This is a genomic window from Testudinibacter sp. 'clade 2', from assembly GCF_006227735.1.
Lineage (GTDB): Bacteria > Pseudomonadota > Gammaproteobacteria > Enterobacterales > Pasteurellaceae > Chelonobacter.
Map to the genome: position 1 here is coordinate 43,118 of NZ_VDHB01000034.1, position 14,846 is coordinate 57,963.

At 47.1% G+C, this 14,846-nt stretch carries 15 protein-coding genes and 1 riboswitch; of the genes, 13 read left to right on the plus strand and 2 right to left on the minus strand.

Annotation, left to right across the window (positions count from 1 at the left end; all coding sequences use genetic code 11):
- Positions 1 to 23: 23 nt before the first annotated feature.
- Positions 24 to 671, minus strand: coding sequence for a glutaredoxin 2 (gene grxB / locus FHQ30_RS03820; protein WP_139610755.1), 648 nt, complete (start codon positions 669 to 671; stop codon positions 24 to 26).
- A 53-nt stretch (positions 672 to 724) separates the two neighbouring features.
- Positions 725 to 2,137 (minus strand): DUF6880 family protein, encoded by a 1,413-nt coding sequence (locus FHQ30_RS03825; protein ID WP_139610756.1) that lies wholly within the window; start codon positions 2,135 to 2,137, stop codon positions 725 to 727.
- A 230-nt stretch (positions 2,138 to 2,367) separates the two neighbouring features.
- Here FHQ30_RS03825 and lepA point away from each other — a divergent pair, with 230 nt between their 5' ends.
- The 13 genes from lepA (at position 2,368) to FHQ30_RS03890 (ending at position 14,759) form a co-directional block, all read left to right on the plus strand.
- Positions 2,368 to 4,164, plus strand: a complete 1,797-nt coding sequence (gene lepA / locus FHQ30_RS03830) for a translation elongation factor 4 (protein WP_139610757.1) — start codon at positions 2,368 to 2,370, stop codon at positions 4,162 to 4,164.
- Between the two features lie 9 nt (positions 4,165 to 4,173).
- Positions 4,174 to 5,148 (plus strand): signal peptidase I, encoded by a 975-nt coding sequence (gene lepB, locus FHQ30_RS03835; RefSeq protein ID WP_139610758.1) that lies wholly within the window; start codon positions 4,174 to 4,176, stop codon positions 5,146 to 5,148.
- An 8-nt stretch (positions 5,149 to 5,156) separates the two neighbouring features.
- The gene (gene rnc, locus FHQ30_RS03840) at positions 5,157 to 5,834 is read left to right on the plus strand and encodes a ribonuclease III (RefSeq protein ID WP_139610759.1); all 678 of its coding nucleotides are present in this window, start codon (positions 5,157 to 5,159) and stop codon (positions 5,832 to 5,834) included.
- Between the two features lie 8 nt (positions 5,835 to 5,842).
- Positions 5,843 to 6,784, plus strand: a complete 942-nt coding sequence (era, locus tag FHQ30_RS03845; protein ID WP_139610760.1) for a GTPase Era — start codon at positions 5,843 to 5,845, stop codon at positions 6,782 to 6,784.
- 526 nt (positions 6,785 to 7,310) lie between these two features.
- Positions 7,311 to 8,606 carry a uracil-xanthine permease family protein gene (locus FHQ30_RS03850; protein ID WP_139610761.1) on the plus strand — a complete coding sequence of 432 codons (1,296 nt, stop codon included), beginning with the start codon at positions 7,311 to 7,313 and terminating at the stop codon, positions 8,604 to 8,606.
- A gap of 576 nt (positions 8,607 to 9,182) precedes the next feature.
- Positions 9,183 to 9,227: riboswitch (PreQ1 riboswitch) on the plus strand.
- Between the two features lie 2 nt (positions 9,228 to 9,229).
- Complete coding sequence (gene queC, locus FHQ30_RS03855; protein ID WP_139610762.1) at positions 9,230 to 9,901, plus strand: 7-cyano-7-deazaguanine synthase QueC; 672 nt, start codon at positions 9,230 to 9,232, stop codon at positions 9,899 to 9,901.
- Complete coding sequence (gene queD, locus FHQ30_RS03860) at positions 9,894 to 10,322, plus strand: 6-carboxytetrahydropterin synthase QueD (protein WP_139610763.1); 429 nt, start codon at positions 9,894 to 9,896, stop codon at positions 10,320 to 10,322. Before queC ends, queD begins: the two co-directional genes overlap by 8 nt.
- A 10-nt stretch (positions 10,323 to 10,332) precedes the next feature.
- Positions 10,333 to 10,965: a 7-carboxy-7-deazaguanine synthase QueE gene (locus FHQ30_RS03865; RefSeq protein ID WP_139610764.1), complete on the plus strand. Its 633-nt coding sequence runs from the start codon at positions 10,333 to 10,335 to the stop codon at positions 10,963 to 10,965.
- Between the two features lie 101 nt (positions 10,966 to 11,066).
- The gene (locus tag FHQ30_RS03870) at positions 11,067 to 12,065 is read left to right on the plus strand and encodes a Fic family protein (protein WP_139610765.1); all 999 of its coding nucleotides are present in this window, start codon (positions 11,067 to 11,069) and stop codon (positions 12,063 to 12,065) included.
- Positions 12,066 to 12,067: 2 nt separating this feature from the next.
- Positions 12,068 to 12,625, plus strand: coding sequence for an anthranilate synthase component II (locus FHQ30_RS03875; RefSeq protein ID WP_139610766.1), 558 nt, complete (start codon positions 12,068 to 12,070; stop codon positions 12,623 to 12,625).
- Between the two features lie 15 nt (positions 12,626 to 12,640).
- Positions 12,641 to 13,609, plus strand: coding sequence for a virulence factor BrkB family protein (locus FHQ30_RS03880; RefSeq protein ID WP_139610767.1), 969 nt, complete (start codon positions 12,641 to 12,643; stop codon positions 13,607 to 13,609).
- Positions 13,584 to 14,018, plus strand: a complete 435-nt coding sequence (gene dtd, locus FHQ30_RS03885) for a D-aminoacyl-tRNA deacylase (protein ID WP_139610768.1) — start codon at positions 13,584 to 13,586, stop codon at positions 14,016 to 14,018. Before FHQ30_RS03880 ends, dtd begins: the two co-directional genes overlap by 26 nt.
- A 30-nt stretch (positions 14,019 to 14,048) precedes the next feature.
- Complete coding sequence (locus FHQ30_RS03890; RefSeq protein ID WP_139610769.1) at positions 14,049 to 14,759, plus strand: SIMPL domain-containing protein; 711 nt, start codon at positions 14,049 to 14,051, stop codon at positions 14,757 to 14,759.
- The last annotated feature ends 87 nt before the right edge of the window (positions 14,760 to 14,846 follow it).

Consider the following 14,846-nt stretch of genomic DNA (forward strand, 5'->3'; position numbering starts at 1 on the left):
AAACCGCACTTTGAGTTGCCAAACTAAATTGCTATCGCATAAAGCAATTCAACCTTGCTCCGCTGCGCCATGGTTTCCACATAAGCCCGTACTTTTTCCGGCAACGCTAAATCCTTAACAATGGTTAAGGAACGCAATGTTGGGAACAGGTGAATATCATCTTCCGACAGCGTGCCGTTGACCGCACTTTGGCTTTGAATTAACGTGGCTAATGTGTCCAAGTGCGGTTGCAGTTGTTGTAAATATAACGGCGTGTCGGCAAGCAGTTGATCAAGATCACCGACCCAATTGGTCATACGCTGGATATAGCGTTCTCTTGCTGCTGCGGTTGCAATTTCGGCAAACGGCGCTTGGGCGAAACGCGGGATAATCAACCCTGAAACCAAATTTTTCACCGTATCCAACCAGTCGCTAATCGCCGGATTGGTTGCACCGCTCAAGTGCGGTTTACCGTCCAGTTGATCGATATAGCGCACAATATCCATGCTTTCCGGCATAAAACTGCCGTCGGCTTTTTGCAGAATCGGCACTACTTTGCGCCCGACCATCTGCGTTGGCGTTGCAATATCGTCTTCCAGCAGTACCACTTTTTCCACCGCCATGTTTTTCAAACCAAAAATCATCGCCGCTTTGACACAAAACGGACAGTGTTGATAAATAAATAACTTCATCCTCTCCCCTTAGGGTCTGTTGATCTTTGTTTATATTTTGACAAACCGCAGTTTTAAGCCGATTTCGTCAGCATATGATCGATTTGCGGCAGTGTCTCAAGGCAACGCTGCCAAAAACTGTATTTGCGATAATGTTGTGCATAAATTCGTTGCAAAAACGCCTGCTGGCTCTCCAGCGTTGAATCCGCTGGTAAGGCTTTGGCATAATCAAAGGATTTTTTCAAATCTGAAACGGCATATTGGTAGTATTGACTCAGCGCATTTTTTAGCACACTGGCGACCAATACTCGGCGTAAAATAACCGCTGAAACGGCAAAACCTAATTTTGCCAGCTTGCTGGTTTCACGGCGGAGCAATGAGACCGATAACTGAGATTTATATTGTTCGTACCAGCTATCCGCTTGCTGAGTTTGTAATTCCAATAACAGCTGATCCAATACCTTGCCCTCCCCCAGCTCCAGCAGCAGTTTAATATAGTGGCCTTCGCCATGCGTTTTTGCCAATTGCAGAAAATCCTGCCGCTCGGCTTCACTTTGCTGCGGCGCCAGTTTAAGGTATTCGGTATAATAAAAAACGCTGGCCGTTTTGGCAAAACAGGCTCGGCATAAGGCTTTTGCCTCTGCTGTGTTTCCTTCTTCTTGGTAGACACGCAACAATAATCGATTACCTTGCTCTTGTTCACCCCTATTAAACTGATTGCTATCATTGCAAAACGTTAATACCTCAACTGCCTGGTCAAGCAGCAACTCGTCAATCAGCAGCTCGGCATATTTCAACAAACTTGGTGTGTTGGTAAAACGCTGGGTTCGATAATGTTGTGCAAGAAAATCCAGATCCTTTAATGCAATACTGATGACTATCGCTTCATTTCGATAGCGTTCCTCACCGTCAAGCAAACAGAGATAGTCTCGAATCACTTGCAATGCCTGATGTCCCAATAAATGAAGATCATCTGTCAGCACAGAGGCTTCAAAATGATCATCACTATCATATAACTCAACATAATGTCGACCGAGATTAGGTAACTTTTGTTGCTTAAACAATAAACCGGCGGCTTTTAACCAGGTCTGATGTAAGACCGAAACATATTCAAACCAGCTGCCGGAAGAAGTATCGTGCGCCTCAAAGAGCCGTTCCACATCTTGTAACAGCGTACGAATCAATTTGAATACCGCATCAGGCTCCTGCGCGGACAACTGGAATAAGGGCTCGCCAATATCCTGCGCCAATTCAATAAAAAAAGTATGCGATTGCCAATAATCATAAACAGGACGTCGGCGTGCCCGCTTGCGATATTCTCGTTCAATCGCTTTCACGGCATCCGCCTTGCTGGATAAATATTCCCGCACAACATAGTTATTGACCATGTCATTACTTGACATCAAGGTTTTCACTAAATCTAGCAAGGTTTCTGCTGATAAATTTGATAATAATTCCTGCTGTTTTTGCGTTAATTTTTTTGCCATTTCGCTTATCTCTTTACGTAACCTCTAGGATCTGTTGATCTTGAGCGCCATGATTTCACCTGCAATGTCCAGCCCCGTTTCCAAAGCGAAGATATTAAAACAATAAACATGCTCTGCTTGATTGAATAATGCTGTTTTACAATATCACGTCTATAGCACCCAAGCCAATATTCAGGTACAATCCGTCAATTAATTTGTGAATAAAAATTGGCATAGAGAACCCTTTTTAGATGAAAAATATTCGTAACTTTTCCATTATCGCCCATATCGACCACGGCAAATCGACCCTGTCCGACCGCTTGATTCAAACCTGTGGCGGCTTGAGTGATCGTGAAATGGCGGAACAGGTTCTGGATTCGATGGATCTGGAGCGTGAACGTGGGATCACGATTAAAGCACAAAGTGTCACCCTGAATTATCAAGCCAAAGACGGCCAAACCTATCAACTGAACTTTATCGACACCCCGGGACATGTGGACTTTTCCTATGAGGTTTCGCGTTCGCTCGCTGCCTGCGAAGGGGCGTTGTTGGTGGTCGATGCCGGACAGGGCGTGGAAGCGCAAACCCTGGCAAACTGCTACACCGCCTTGGACATGGATCTTAACGTGGTGCCGATTCTGAATAAAATTGACCTGCCTGCCGCCGATCCGGAACGGGTGGCGGAAGAGATCGAAGACATTGTCGGCATCGAAGCCGCCGATGCGGTGCGCTGTTCGGCCAAAACCGGCGTAGGCATCGAAGACGTATTGGAAGTGATCGTTAAAGAAATCCCACCACCGGAGGGTGATCCAGACGCTCCGCTGCAAGCGCTGATTATCGATTCCTGGTTTGACAACTACTTGGGCGTGGTCTCGTTGGTGCGGATCAAAAACGGCACGTTGAAGAAAAACGATAAAATCAAAGTGATGAGCACCGGCATCTCCTACGGCGTTGATCGTTTGGGGATTTTCACCCCGAAACAGGTTGATACCACCGAACTGAAGTGCGGTGAAGTGGGTTGGATCGTATGCGGCATCAAAGATATTCTGGGTGCGCCGGTCGGCGATACCTTAACCTTGCAACACAAATCCGCTGACAAGCCACTGCCCGGCTTCAAAAAAGTCAAACCACAAGTGTACGCCGGGCTATTCCCGATCAGCTCCGACGATTACGAAGCCTTCCGTGATGCCTTGGGCAAACTGAGCCTGAACGACGCCTCGTTGTTCTACGAGCCAGAAAACTCGACCGCACTTGGCTTCGGCTTCCGCTGTGGTTTCTTGGGCTTGCTGCATATGGAGATTATCCAAGAGCGGTTAGAACGGGAATATGATCTGGATTTGATCACCACCGCACCGACGGTCGTGTATGAAGTCGAATTGAACGACGGCACGCTTGAACATATCGACAGCCCGGCAAAACTGCCGCCGTTGAACAATATCGCCGAAATCCGCGAGCCGATTGCCGAGTGTAATATGCTGTTGCCACAGCAATATCTGGGCAATGTAATCACGCTGTGTATCGAAAAGCGCGGTGTGCAAACCAATATGGTGTATCACGGCAACCAAGTGGCATTGACCTATGAAATTCCGCTGGGCGAAGTGGTGTTGGATTTCTTCGACCGCCTGAAATCAACCTCGCGCGGTTACGCTTCGTTGGATTACAGCTTCAAACGTTTCCAAGCAGCGAACATGGTGCGGGTCGATATTATGATCAACAGCGAGCGGGTCGATGCGTTGGCGTTAATCGTGCACAAAGACAACGCACCGTATCGCGGGCGTGAATTGGTGGAAAAAATGAAAGAGCTGATTCCGCGCCAGCAATTTGATATTGCGATTCAAGCGGCCATCGGCAACCATATTATTGCCCGTTCCACGGTGAAACAGCTGCGTAAAAACGTGTTGGCGAAGTGTTACGGTGGTGACGTCAGCCGTAAGAAAAAGCTGTTGCAGAAACAAAAAGAGGGTAAAAAGCGCATGAAGTCATTGGGCAACGTAGAAGTGCCGCAAGAGGCGTTTTTAGCCATTTTACATGTTGGCAAAGACAAATAAGGAAAGCTAATGTCGAAATTTTTTCTGCCGATTCTGTTAGTCAGCGGTTATATTTTATGGAAAGTATTGGACAATTTAGCACTGCCAAATACCTTTTCAATTCTATTGATTATCTTCACTCTGATCGCCGGGGCAACGTGGTGCTATAACCGTTTTTCTGCCGAACCGAAACGCCAACGCCAAATCGCACGGCTGGAGCAACGCAGCGGCAAAAGCTTAAGCGAAGAAGAACGGGCGCGAGTCGAGCCGATTTCGGAAGGCAGCGAATTTATCGCCTCCTTATTTCCGGTGCTGGCGATTGTGTTGTTGGTGCGCTCTTTCCTGTTCGAACCGTTTCAGATTCCGTCCGGCTCAATGGAGCCGAGCCTGCGTATCGGCGATTTTGTGGTGGTGGAAAAATACGCTTACGGCATTAAAGATCCTATTTTGCAAAATACCTTGATCCCTGTCGGTGAACCGAAGAGGGGCGATGTCGTGGTGTTTAAAGCCCCACCGCAACCCAATGTGGATTATATTAAACGTGTTGTCGGACTGCCCGGTGATCATATCAAATATGATCAAGCCAACGGCACACTGACCGTCACCCCGGCCAAGTGCGGTTCTGCCGTTTGTGCGCCGGAAACTTACCAATACAGCGATGCCAAAGCCAACCCGGACTTTTTCTATCACGGCAATGCACAAATCGAAATGACCGAAAAAGGGGCAGTAACGCATCAAATTCTACTCAACCCGGTACGTTTCTATTATGATGCCGCTTATTACAAACAGGCTGGCAATCCACCGGGTGAATGGACGGTGCCGGAAGGCGAATATTTTATGATGGGCGACAACCGTGACAACAGTGATGACAGCCGTTTCTGGGGCTTTGTGCCGGAAAAAGCACTGGTCGGCAAAGCCAGCTGGATCTGGTTGAGCCTCGATAAAAAAGCCAACGAATGGCCGACCGGTATCCGCACCGAACGCCTGTTCAGTAGAATCCCTTAGGCAAAACTATGCAAGATCTCGATAGATTACAACGTAAAATCGGTTATCAATTTCAACGAACCGATTTATTGAAACAGGCGCTGACCCACCGCAGCGCCGACAGTAAGCACAACGAACGGTTGGAATTTTTAGGCGATTCGATTCTGAATTTTATTATTGGCGAAGCGTTGTTTAAACAGTTTGAAAAAGTGGATGAGGGCGATCTCAGTCGGATGCGTGCCACGTTGGTACGCGAAAAGACGCTGGCGATTTTGGCACGGGAATTCGGGCTGGGCGATTACCTGCGCTTAGGACAAGGCGAATTAAAGAGCGGTGGCTACCGTCGCGATTCGATTTTGTCTGACGGCGTGGAAGCCATCATCGGCGCAATGTATCTGGATCGCGGCTTGGAAAACATTATGCCGGTGGTGCGCAACTGGTATAAAACCTTCCTGGCAGAGATTAAACCGGGCGACAATCAAAAAGACCCGAAAACCCGGTTGCAGGAGTACCTGCAAGGCAACCGTCAACCGCTGCCGGAATATGAAGTGATTGATATTCAAGGGGAAGCGCACAAACAACTGTTTAAAGTCGAATGTCGGGTCAGCAGCCTGGATAAAGTCGTGGTCGGGCAAGGACAAAGCCGTCGCAAGGCTGAACAATCGGCCGCCGAAGCCATTCTGAAACAACTTAATTTAACCCAATAGGCAACTTTATGAGCGAGCTAATCCCAGACACAACTACAAAAACAACCGATGAAATTCCACAAACCTATTGCGGCTTTATTGCGATTGTCGGTCGCCCGAATGTGGGCAAATCGACACTGTTGAATAAATTGTTAGGCCAAAAAATTTCGATCACCTCACGCAAAGCGCAAACCACCCGCCACCGCATTGTCGGCATTGATACCGACGGCGCTTATCAGGCGATTTATGTGGATACACCGGGGCTGCATATTGAGGAAAAACGGGCGATCAACCGTTTGATGAACAAAGCCGCCAGCAGTGCGATCGGTGATGTCGATCTGATTTTCTTCGTGGTAGACGGTACTCATTGGACCGACGATGACGAGATGGTGCTGAATAAACTGCGTGCCGCCAAAGCGCCGGTGATTCTGGTGATCAATAAAATTGATAATGTCAAAAATAAAGACGAGATGCTGCCGTTTATCACCGAACTGAATAAGCGCTTTGAGTTTAAAGCTACGGTGCCAATTTCAGCCCAACGTGGCAACAATGTGCACCAGCTGAAAAAAATTGTACAGCAATCACTGCGTCCCGGCATCCACCATTTCCCGGAAGATCATATTACCGATCGTTCCGAGCGGTTTATGGCATCCGAAATTATTCGCGAGAAATTGATGCGCTTTATGGGGGAAGAGTTACCGTATTCGGTGACGGTGGAAATCGAGCAGTTTAAAACCAACGAGCGCGGCACTTATGAGATCAACGGTTTGATTTTGGTGGAGCGTGAAGGGCAGAAAAAGATGGTCATCGGTCATCAGGGGCAGAAGATTAAAACCATTGGTATCGAAGCCCGTGCCGACATGGAAAAACTGTTTGATAATAAAGTCCATCTGGAACTGTGGGTGAAAGTTAAATCCGGCTGGGCGGACGACGAACGTGCGCTGCGTAGTTTGGGCTATATCGACGAATAACCAGACCGCACTGTGAATACCAATTGTTTTTACAGTTGGTATTTTTTTATCTATTTTCGCCGATAGTAGGGTCTGTTGATCTTGCTTGGTCTTTTATCTATTATTTGACGTTTAACTATCGCTGTTTCGCCCAACGGCGCCCAACTTTCTTTGCTTGTGCAAAGAAAGTTGGCAAAAGACAAACGATTGCGTTTGCATGTTGCCTTTGGCAACAGCCCGAAGGGTGAGCGAAGCGAATAAACACACCCTATTGAACTGCTGATCTTCACTCAGTGTGAATTTGCTTAACGGAAAATTTTTAATTCGCCCGCTATGCGGGCAGACTCGCTACGCTCAAACAAAAAAATTTCCCTACAAATTTCACACCCGCTCAGGCAGTTCATTAGGGAACCGAAAACACGCCGTAGCGTACAAGGTTTTAAACCGTACTTTATTAATAAAAGTACGATACAGTTAATGCGCTAAACTACTAAACGAAATAACAAACTCAGAAAATTTTTTATTAACAACCTAAGGTAATCTATAAATGAACAAACTACTCTACTCCGTTGAAGACAAACCACCCTTTTTGTTAAGTCTGTTGTTGGGAGCACAGCATTTGCTGGCGGCGCTGGGTGGGATTATCGCCGTGCCGTTGGTGATCGGCAATGTGCTGCAACTGCCGAGCAGTGACACCATTATTTTGGTCAATGCGGCACTGCTGATTTCCGGTGTGGTCACCATGATTCAATGCCAAGGCATCGGCCCGATCGGCATCCGTTTGCCCAGTGTGATGGGCACCAGTTTCACCTTTGTTGCCGCCGCCTTGGCGATTGGTTTCAGTCAAGACGGGGTTGCCGGGATTTTAGGGGCGTCACTGGTCGGCTCATTGGTGATGATTATCGGCAGTTTCTTTATGCCGACCATTCGCAAACTGTTTCCGCCGGTGGTCACCGGAACTGTCGTGATGATGATTGGCTTGAGTTTGATTCCGGTGGCAGTCGATTGGTTTGCCGGTGGGCAACGTGGTGATGAGCAGTACGCTTCGCCGCAAAATCTGGCGATGGCATTTTTTGTGTTAACTATCGTGGTGATTCTGGTGCAATGGGGCAAGGGCATCTTCTCGACAGCGGCGATTGTGATCGGTATGTTTACCGGTTACATTACCGCACTTTTGCTCGGTTGGATCGATTTCAGCGGTGTGCAGCAGGCCGAGGCATTTGCCCTGCCGCAACCGTTGCATTTCGGGTTGGCGTTCCCGATTTCAGGCATTATCGGCATGAGCATTGCCTATTTGGTGACGATTGTCGAATCCAGCGGTAACTTTTTAGCACTCGGCAACGCCACCCAAACAGAAATCAGCGGCAAACACCTGCGTGGCGGGGTGCTGTGCGATGGTCTGGGCTCGGCGCTGGCTGCGGTGATGTCTACCACCCCGTTTTCGTCTTTTTCACAAAATATCGGCGTGATTTCACTGACCGGTGTTGCCAGCCGTTATGTGGTAACCATTACTGGCGCATTGCTGGTACTTGCCGGACTATTCCCGATTTTCGGGGCGCTGATTGTCTCTATTCCGCTGCCGGTATTAGGCGGCGCGGGCTTGATGATGTTTGCGATGATCATCGCTGCCGGGATTCAGATGTTGGATAAGGTCGAGCGCAACAAACGCAACGGTTTGATTATCGCCATCTCCATCGGCTGTGGTCTAGCCGTCACCACCCGCCCGGAAATTCTGGACAAACTGCCGTCGTTCGTAAAAGAGATTTTCGGCTCCGGCATCACCGTCGGTTCATTATTAGCACTCACGCTCAATTTGGTTTTACCACACGAGAAAGCCGAATAACGCTATCGGGTTTCGCCGATGACGATTTGCTTTTTTTATCACTATCGCTTTTTCGCCTCGACGACCATACTTTTACTCGCAAGCTCACCCTACTGAACTGCTGATCTTCGCTTAGTGTGAATTTGCTTAACGGAAAATTTTTAAGACTCGTCGCTTCGCTCCTCAAACAAAAGAAAAATTTCCCTACAAATTTCACACACGCTCAGGCAGTTCACAAGGGAACCCGAAAAACACGTCGCAAAGTACGAGGTTTTAAAAGCAGAAAAGAAAAATGAAAGTGCGGTGCGGTTGGTTTTCAATTCCCCATCTGGAGTGCCTGAGCGTTTGCGTGAAGATTTCAAGCTCAATTTGTCGTGTTTGAGCGTAGCGAGTTTACAAATTGAGCGTAGAAATTAGCAAAGGCGAAGATCAGCACTACAATTGGGGGCGCCTTTCTTTTGCTTATCTTTTCTTTGGCGAAGCAAAGAAAAGTAAGTCGCCATCGGCGAAATCCGATGGTTAAATTTAAAATAAAAGATATAAAACCAAAGTGCAGTATGCTTCCCGCATAAAATCCTGTAAAATGCCCAGCCTTTAACCACCGTGGTTCGTAACCCTCCCACGCAAAAAAACTAGGACAAATTATGCAAAATAACACCAAAAAAGCGCTGGTGATCTTCTCCGGCGGACAAGATTCCACCACCTGCCTGCTACAGGCAATTCACTACTACGGCAGAGAAAATGTCGAAGCCGTGACCTTTCAATACGGACAACGCCACGCCATTGAACTGGAAAAAGCGCAATGGATCGCACAGGATCTCGGCGTAAAACAAACCTTGATCGACACCAGCGTCATCAAAGCCATCACGACTAACGCCCTGATGGATCAAAGTGCGGTCATCAGCCAAAATGCCGACGAAATGCCAAACACCTTTGTCGATGGACGCAATGCCCTGTTTCTGTTGTACGCTGCCATTTATGCCAAAGGACAAGGCATTCACGACATCATCACCGGCGTATGCGAAACCGATTTCAGCGGTTATCCCGACTGCCGTGATGTGTTTATCAAATCGATGAACGTCACCCTCAATCTGGCAATGGATTACAACTTTAATATCCAAACCCCGCTGATGTATCTGGATAAAAAACAGACCTGGGCGCTTGCCGATCAATTGGACGGCTTAGATTATGTGCAACGACACACCCACACCTGCTACCTCGGCGTCGAAGGCGGTTGTCACAAATGCCCGAGCTGCAAACTGCGCGAAAAAGGTTTGAACGAATACTTGGCAGAAAAAGAGGCACAAAATGTTTAAAATCAGCAAAGAATTCAGTTTCGACATGGCGCATATGCTCGACGGACACGACGGCAAATGCAAGAATCTGCACGGACACACCTATAAACTGCAAATTGAACTCTGTGCACCGCTACTGACCGATCCGGCAAAGTGCGGTATGGTGATGGACTACAGTGATCTGAAAAATACGGTAAATGAGCTGATCATCAAACCGATGGATCATGCATTTATCTTCGATGAAAATAGCGAAAAAGAAAGCAAAGTTGCCCGCTTATTGCAAGAATTGGATTCCAAAGTGTTTGCCCTCCCCTACCGCACCACCGCCGAATTAATGTCGCAATTTATTTTCCAACGGCTACAACAAGCGGGTTTGCCAATTTCTGCTGTGCGTTTGTGGGAAACGCCGACTTCATTTTGTGAATACTCTTGTAACCAATAACGGACACCAAATGAGCAGCGAAATTCACTACAATATTGTTGAAATCTTTGAAAGTCTGCAAGGGGAAGGCTTCAACACCGGCATGCCGAGCATTTTTATCCGCTTCGGCAAATGCAACCTCGCCTGCCCGTGGTGTGACACCGACTACAATCGCTTTACACGGTGGACGTTGAACCAGATTATACAAAAAGTGCGGTCATACACCGCGAAAAACATCATCATCACCGGCGGCGAACCGACAATTCAGCCTAGGCTCTCGGCACTACTCGATCAACTCAAAGCAGACGGCTATTTTCTGGCAATCGAAACCAACGGCTTAAAACCAATTCCGCCGCAAATCGACTACATCGCCACCAGCCCGAAACGGCTGTATCACCACAAATATCAGCAACGTGGTATCCCGTTCGCACACGAAGTGCGGATCGTCAACGACGGCGATATTCTGCCGTTCTGCCAACAGCTTGAACAACAGGTGCAAGCCGATCACTACTACCTCTCCCCCTGCGAACAACAGGGCGAGATGAATTTGCTGGATACCATTCGCAAACTGGGCGAACTCAACCAACGTCCCGAATCATTGTCGGGCAAACGCCCTAAATGGCAACTGAGTTTACAAACTCATAAGCTGGTTGGGATTGAGTAAACACAACGTGCGGTTGGCAGTTATTTAAATTTATGGATAAAATGGTGCTGCCAAAACACAAATCGAAGATAAAATTAAACAACAGACCCTAAGGATATCGGATGCCCTACTCTCCGCCATTTCAGTTAACCCACAAAATGATAAGCCTAGTGGCATCTATTTCTGAATTACTGGGACGCTGGTCAGCGGGCAATCCTAACGGCTTAGTACCGATACTACGCCGAGAAAATCGCATCAGAACGATACAAGCTTCTCTGGCCGTTGAGCATAACACGCTAACCTTAGAACAAGTAACTGCGGTAATCGAAGGGAAAACTGTGCTAGGCACTGCAAAAGAAATTCAGGAAGTACACAATGCTTTTGCGGCTTATGAAGCCATGCCGCACTGGCAACCCTATCGTGCAGAGGACTTATTAGAAGCACACTGTATGTTAATGTATGGACTGATTACTGATGCTGGCCAATGGCGTAACCAGGGTGTCGGTATTTATCGCGGTGAAAAATTGGTACATATGGCACCACCGGTGACTCAAGTCCCTCGCTTAATGGCGCAGCTCTTAGCGTGGCTTGCCAATACCGATGCCCACCCGCTCATTGCATCCACTGCCTTCCATTATGAATTGGAGTTTATCCATCCGTTTAGCGATGGCAACGGACGCATCGGGCGTTTATGGCAAACCCTTATTTTAAGCCGTTGGCATCCATTATTGGCTTATTTACCGGTTGAAACTATGATTAAGCATCATCAACCAGAATATTATCGCCTTCTCAATCAAGCCGCTCTTACAGCGGATTGTTCGGCATTTATTGAATTTTTACTGGATACATTGCAATCTGCACTACAACAAGCGATCCTCACCGAAGCAATACCGATGAAAATGCAGGAAAAAACGCTGGTAGAAATACAGGTAAAAACGCCTGAAAAAATTCTTCTATTATTGCAACAGAATCCCAACCTAACCCTATCCGAAGTCGCCAAGCAGATTAACCGCTCATCAAGTGCGGTCGAACGTGCGGTAGCCAAACTAAAACAGCAAGGCAAACTCACCTTTCACGGTGCCAAAAAAAACGGGGCTTGGGAAGTGAAAACAAAAGGATAAGCATGCTACTGATCATCAACAACCATGACTCTTTCACCTATAATCTGGTCGATTTGCTGCGGCGGATTGAGGGACTGGAGATGCAGGTGTGTGATACCGAAAACGTGGATTTGGATCGGGTGGCCGATTTCAGCCATCTTTTAATCTCACCGGGGCCGGATGTGCCGTCGGTATATCCGCAATTATTTGAAGTTTTACACCGCTATCATCAGCAAAAATCGATACTTGGGGTGTGCTTGGGACATCAGACCCTATGCCAGTTTTTTGGTGGCGAGTTGTACAATTTGGCGCAGATTCGACATGGGCGAAGTGCGGTATTGCGGCAAACTGACGACAGCTTACTGTTTAAAAACCTGCCACAATCCTTTAAGATAGGGCTTTACCATTCGTGGGCAATTAAAAATTTGCCGCCATGCCTGCAAGCAACGGCTGTCGATCAAGACGGCACGTTGATGGCGATGCAGCACCGCACTTTGCCGATTTTTGGGGTGCAATTTCACCCTGAATCCTTTATCACTGAACACGGGGAGCAGATGTTGCGCAACTGGCTGGCAAGCTGACACAAGGATCAAATAATGATACGTTTTTTTTCACAACTATTGATTTTTCTCAAACTATTTTGGCACCGCTTTAATGAAAACAAACTGAATATGGCGGCGGGCTATTTGACTTACAGTACCATGCTGGCGCTAGTGCCGTTGATGATGGTGGTGTTGGCGATTTTTGCTGCCTTTCCGGTGTTTAACGAAGTCAGCGGGCAAATACAAAGTCTGATTTTTGACAATTTTGCACCGGAAACCGGTGGCGTGCTGCAACAATATTTAAACGAATTTGTCGCCAACTCGAAAAAAATGAGCGGTATCGGCGTGATCGGTTTGATCGTGGTAGCGTTGATGTTGATCTCTTCCATCGACCGCACGTTGAATGATATTTGGCCGAACACCAATTCGCGCACGCCGTTGTTTTCTTTTGCAATATATTGGATGATTTTAACCCTTGGCCCGCTGTTCCTCGCGGTCAGTCTGATTGTCAGTTCTTACATTTTTTCTATTCAATTTTTTAGCCATCAAACGGTGATGTCTTTCGGCACCAAATTGCTCAGTCTGGTGCCGTTTGTCTTGACTTGGCTTGCTTTTACCCTGATTTATACCGTGGTACCGAACACCAAAGTTAATCTGCGTTATGCGATGATCGGTGCGTTAGTTGCCGCCATCTTTTTTACTCTTGGCAAAAAAGGATTCACTTGGTACATGACTGCCTTTCCGTCTTACCAACTGATTTATGGCGCCTTAGCGACGCTGCCGATTCTGCTGCTGTGGATTCAATTGAGTTGGACTTTTGTGTTACTGGGGGCGCAATTGACAGCAGTGCTGGAAGATTTCCATTTGGTCCACACCGGGCAATTGGACTTGCATAAAGAGTCGCAAAATAAACAACAAAAACTATCCGAAGAGTTGCAACGTTTAACACAAAAAATTGCTACGCAAACTGCACCTGATAACGGAGAACAACAAAAAAATGATCGCATTGATTCAAAGAGTTAAACAAGCTTCAGTCAGCATTGAAGGACAAACCATTGGTGAGATAAAGTGCGGTTTGCTGGTGCTGCTCGGCGTGGAAAAAGACGACAATAGCGAAAAAGCCAAACGCTTATTGGACAAAGTATTGGCTTATCGAGTGTTTGCCGATCAAGACGGTAAAATGAATTTAAATGTCAAGCAAGCGAACGGAAGCGTGTTAGTGGTGTCTCAGTTTACATTGGCAGCGGATACCAACAAAGGCTTGCGCCCCAGTTTTTCTAACGGTGCATCGCCACAGCTGGCGGAACAGCTGTATGATTATTTCAGTCAACAGTGTAGCCAGCAGATCAACACCGCATGCGGAAGATTTGCTGCAGAGATGCAAGTCAGCTTAATCAATGACGGTCCGGTGACGTTTTGGCTGCAGGTTTAACAATATGCTATTTTTATTAAGGAAATCAATATGAAAAGAGTTAAAGGGTTTATCACTTCCGGCATTTTATTGCTGGTCAGCGCGCTGCCGGCACAAGCTGCTGAATCGACCAAGCCAGAACAACAGGTCAGTTTTTCAGTGCAAGTGTCACGCCAAGTAGAACGCGATATGATGCAAGTGGTGCTTTATGCCCAGCAATCCGGTAAAACCTTAAAAGAGGTCAGTCCGATTGTCACTCAAAAACTCAATCTCGTGGTTGAAGAAGCCAAAAAACGCCAAATTCAAACAGGCATGACCAACCGCCGTACCAATATCAGTTATGATAAACAAGGTAAACCGAGCGGTTGGATTGATTACGGCGAAATCACCTTGGAAAGCCAAGACTTTACCGCACTTTCCGATCTGATCGCCAGCGTCAGCGAGCAATTGGCGGTACAAAATATCCGCTTTACGCTCTCAGACCAGAAAAAACAAAGCTTAGAAAAACAGATGACGGAAGAAGCATTGCAGGCATTTAAACAAAAAGCCGAACTGATCAGCCAAAATCTACAAACCAAGGGTTACCAAATTGCTAATCTGGATCTAGGCAGTCCGAGCGATCTGGGGGTAGATAACCAACCGGTTTATTATGAACGCAAAGCGGTTTTCTCTTCCTCCGAAGCACCGAGCATGCAGGTGGAAAGCGGTTTAGCTGACTTGAAAATTCAGGTGAATGCCACCATTTATCTGAAAAATGACTAATTCATAGCAGGATTTGCTATAATCCTGCTCAGACTGCTGGCAAAGATTAAAATACACGAGTGATATTATAAAAGTAGGGGCGGATTA

Excerpts from the sequence above, each read along its gene's own strand:
- era (WP_139610760.1), top strand. The coding sequence starts at position 5,843 with ATGAGCGAGCTAATCCCAGACACAACTACAAAAACAACCGATGAAATT.
- FHQ30_RS03890 (WP_139610769.1), top strand. The coding sequence starts at position 14,049 with ATGAAAAGAGTTAAAGGGTTTATCACTTCCGGCATTTTATTGCTGGTC.
- FHQ30_RS03875 (WP_139610766.1), top strand. The coding sequence starts at position 12,068 with ATGCTACTGATCATCAACAACCATGACTCTTTCACCTATAATCTGGTC.
- lepB (WP_139610758.1), top strand. The coding sequence starts at position 4,174 with ATGTCGAAATTTTTTCTGCCGATTCTGTTAGTCAGCGGTTATATTTTA.
- queC (WP_139610762.1), top strand. The coding sequence starts at position 9,230 with ATGCAAAATAACACCAAAAAAGCGCTGGTGATCTTCTCCGGCGGACAA.
- grxB (WP_139610755.1), bottom strand. The coding sequence starts at position 671 with ATGAAGTTATTTATTTATCAACACTGTCCGTTTTGTGTCAAAGCGGCG.
- FHQ30_RS03870 (WP_139610765.1), top strand. The coding sequence starts at position 11,067 with ATGCCCTACTCTCCGCCATTTCAGTTAACCCACAAAATGATAAGCCTA.
- rnc (WP_139610759.1), top strand. The coding sequence starts at position 5,157 with ATGCAAGATCTCGATAGATTACAACGTAAAATCGGTTATCAATTTCAA.
- lepA (WP_139610757.1), top strand. The coding sequence starts at position 2,368 with ATGAAAAATATTCGTAACTTTTCCATTATCGCCCATATCGACCACGGC.
- dtd (WP_139610768.1), top strand. The coding sequence starts at position 13,584 with ATGATCGCATTGATTCAAAGAGTTAAACAAGCTTCAGTCAGCATTGAA.
- FHQ30_RS03850 (WP_139610761.1), top strand. The coding sequence starts at position 7,311 with ATGAACAAACTACTCTACTCCGTTGAAGACAAACCACCCTTTTTGTTA.
- FHQ30_RS03865 (WP_139610764.1), top strand. The coding sequence starts at position 10,333 with ATGAGCAGCGAAATTCACTACAATATTGTTGAAATCTTTGAAAGTCTG.
- FHQ30_RS03825 (WP_139610756.1), bottom strand. The coding sequence starts at position 2,137 with ATGGCAAAAAAATTAACGCAAAAACAGCAGGAATTATTATCAAATTTA.
- queD (WP_139610763.1), top strand. The coding sequence starts at position 9,894 with ATGTTTAAAATCAGCAAAGAATTCAGTTTCGACATGGCGCATATGCTC.
- FHQ30_RS03880 (WP_139610767.1), top strand. The coding sequence starts at position 12,641 with ATGATACGTTTTTTTTCACAACTATTGATTTTTCTCAAACTATTTTGG.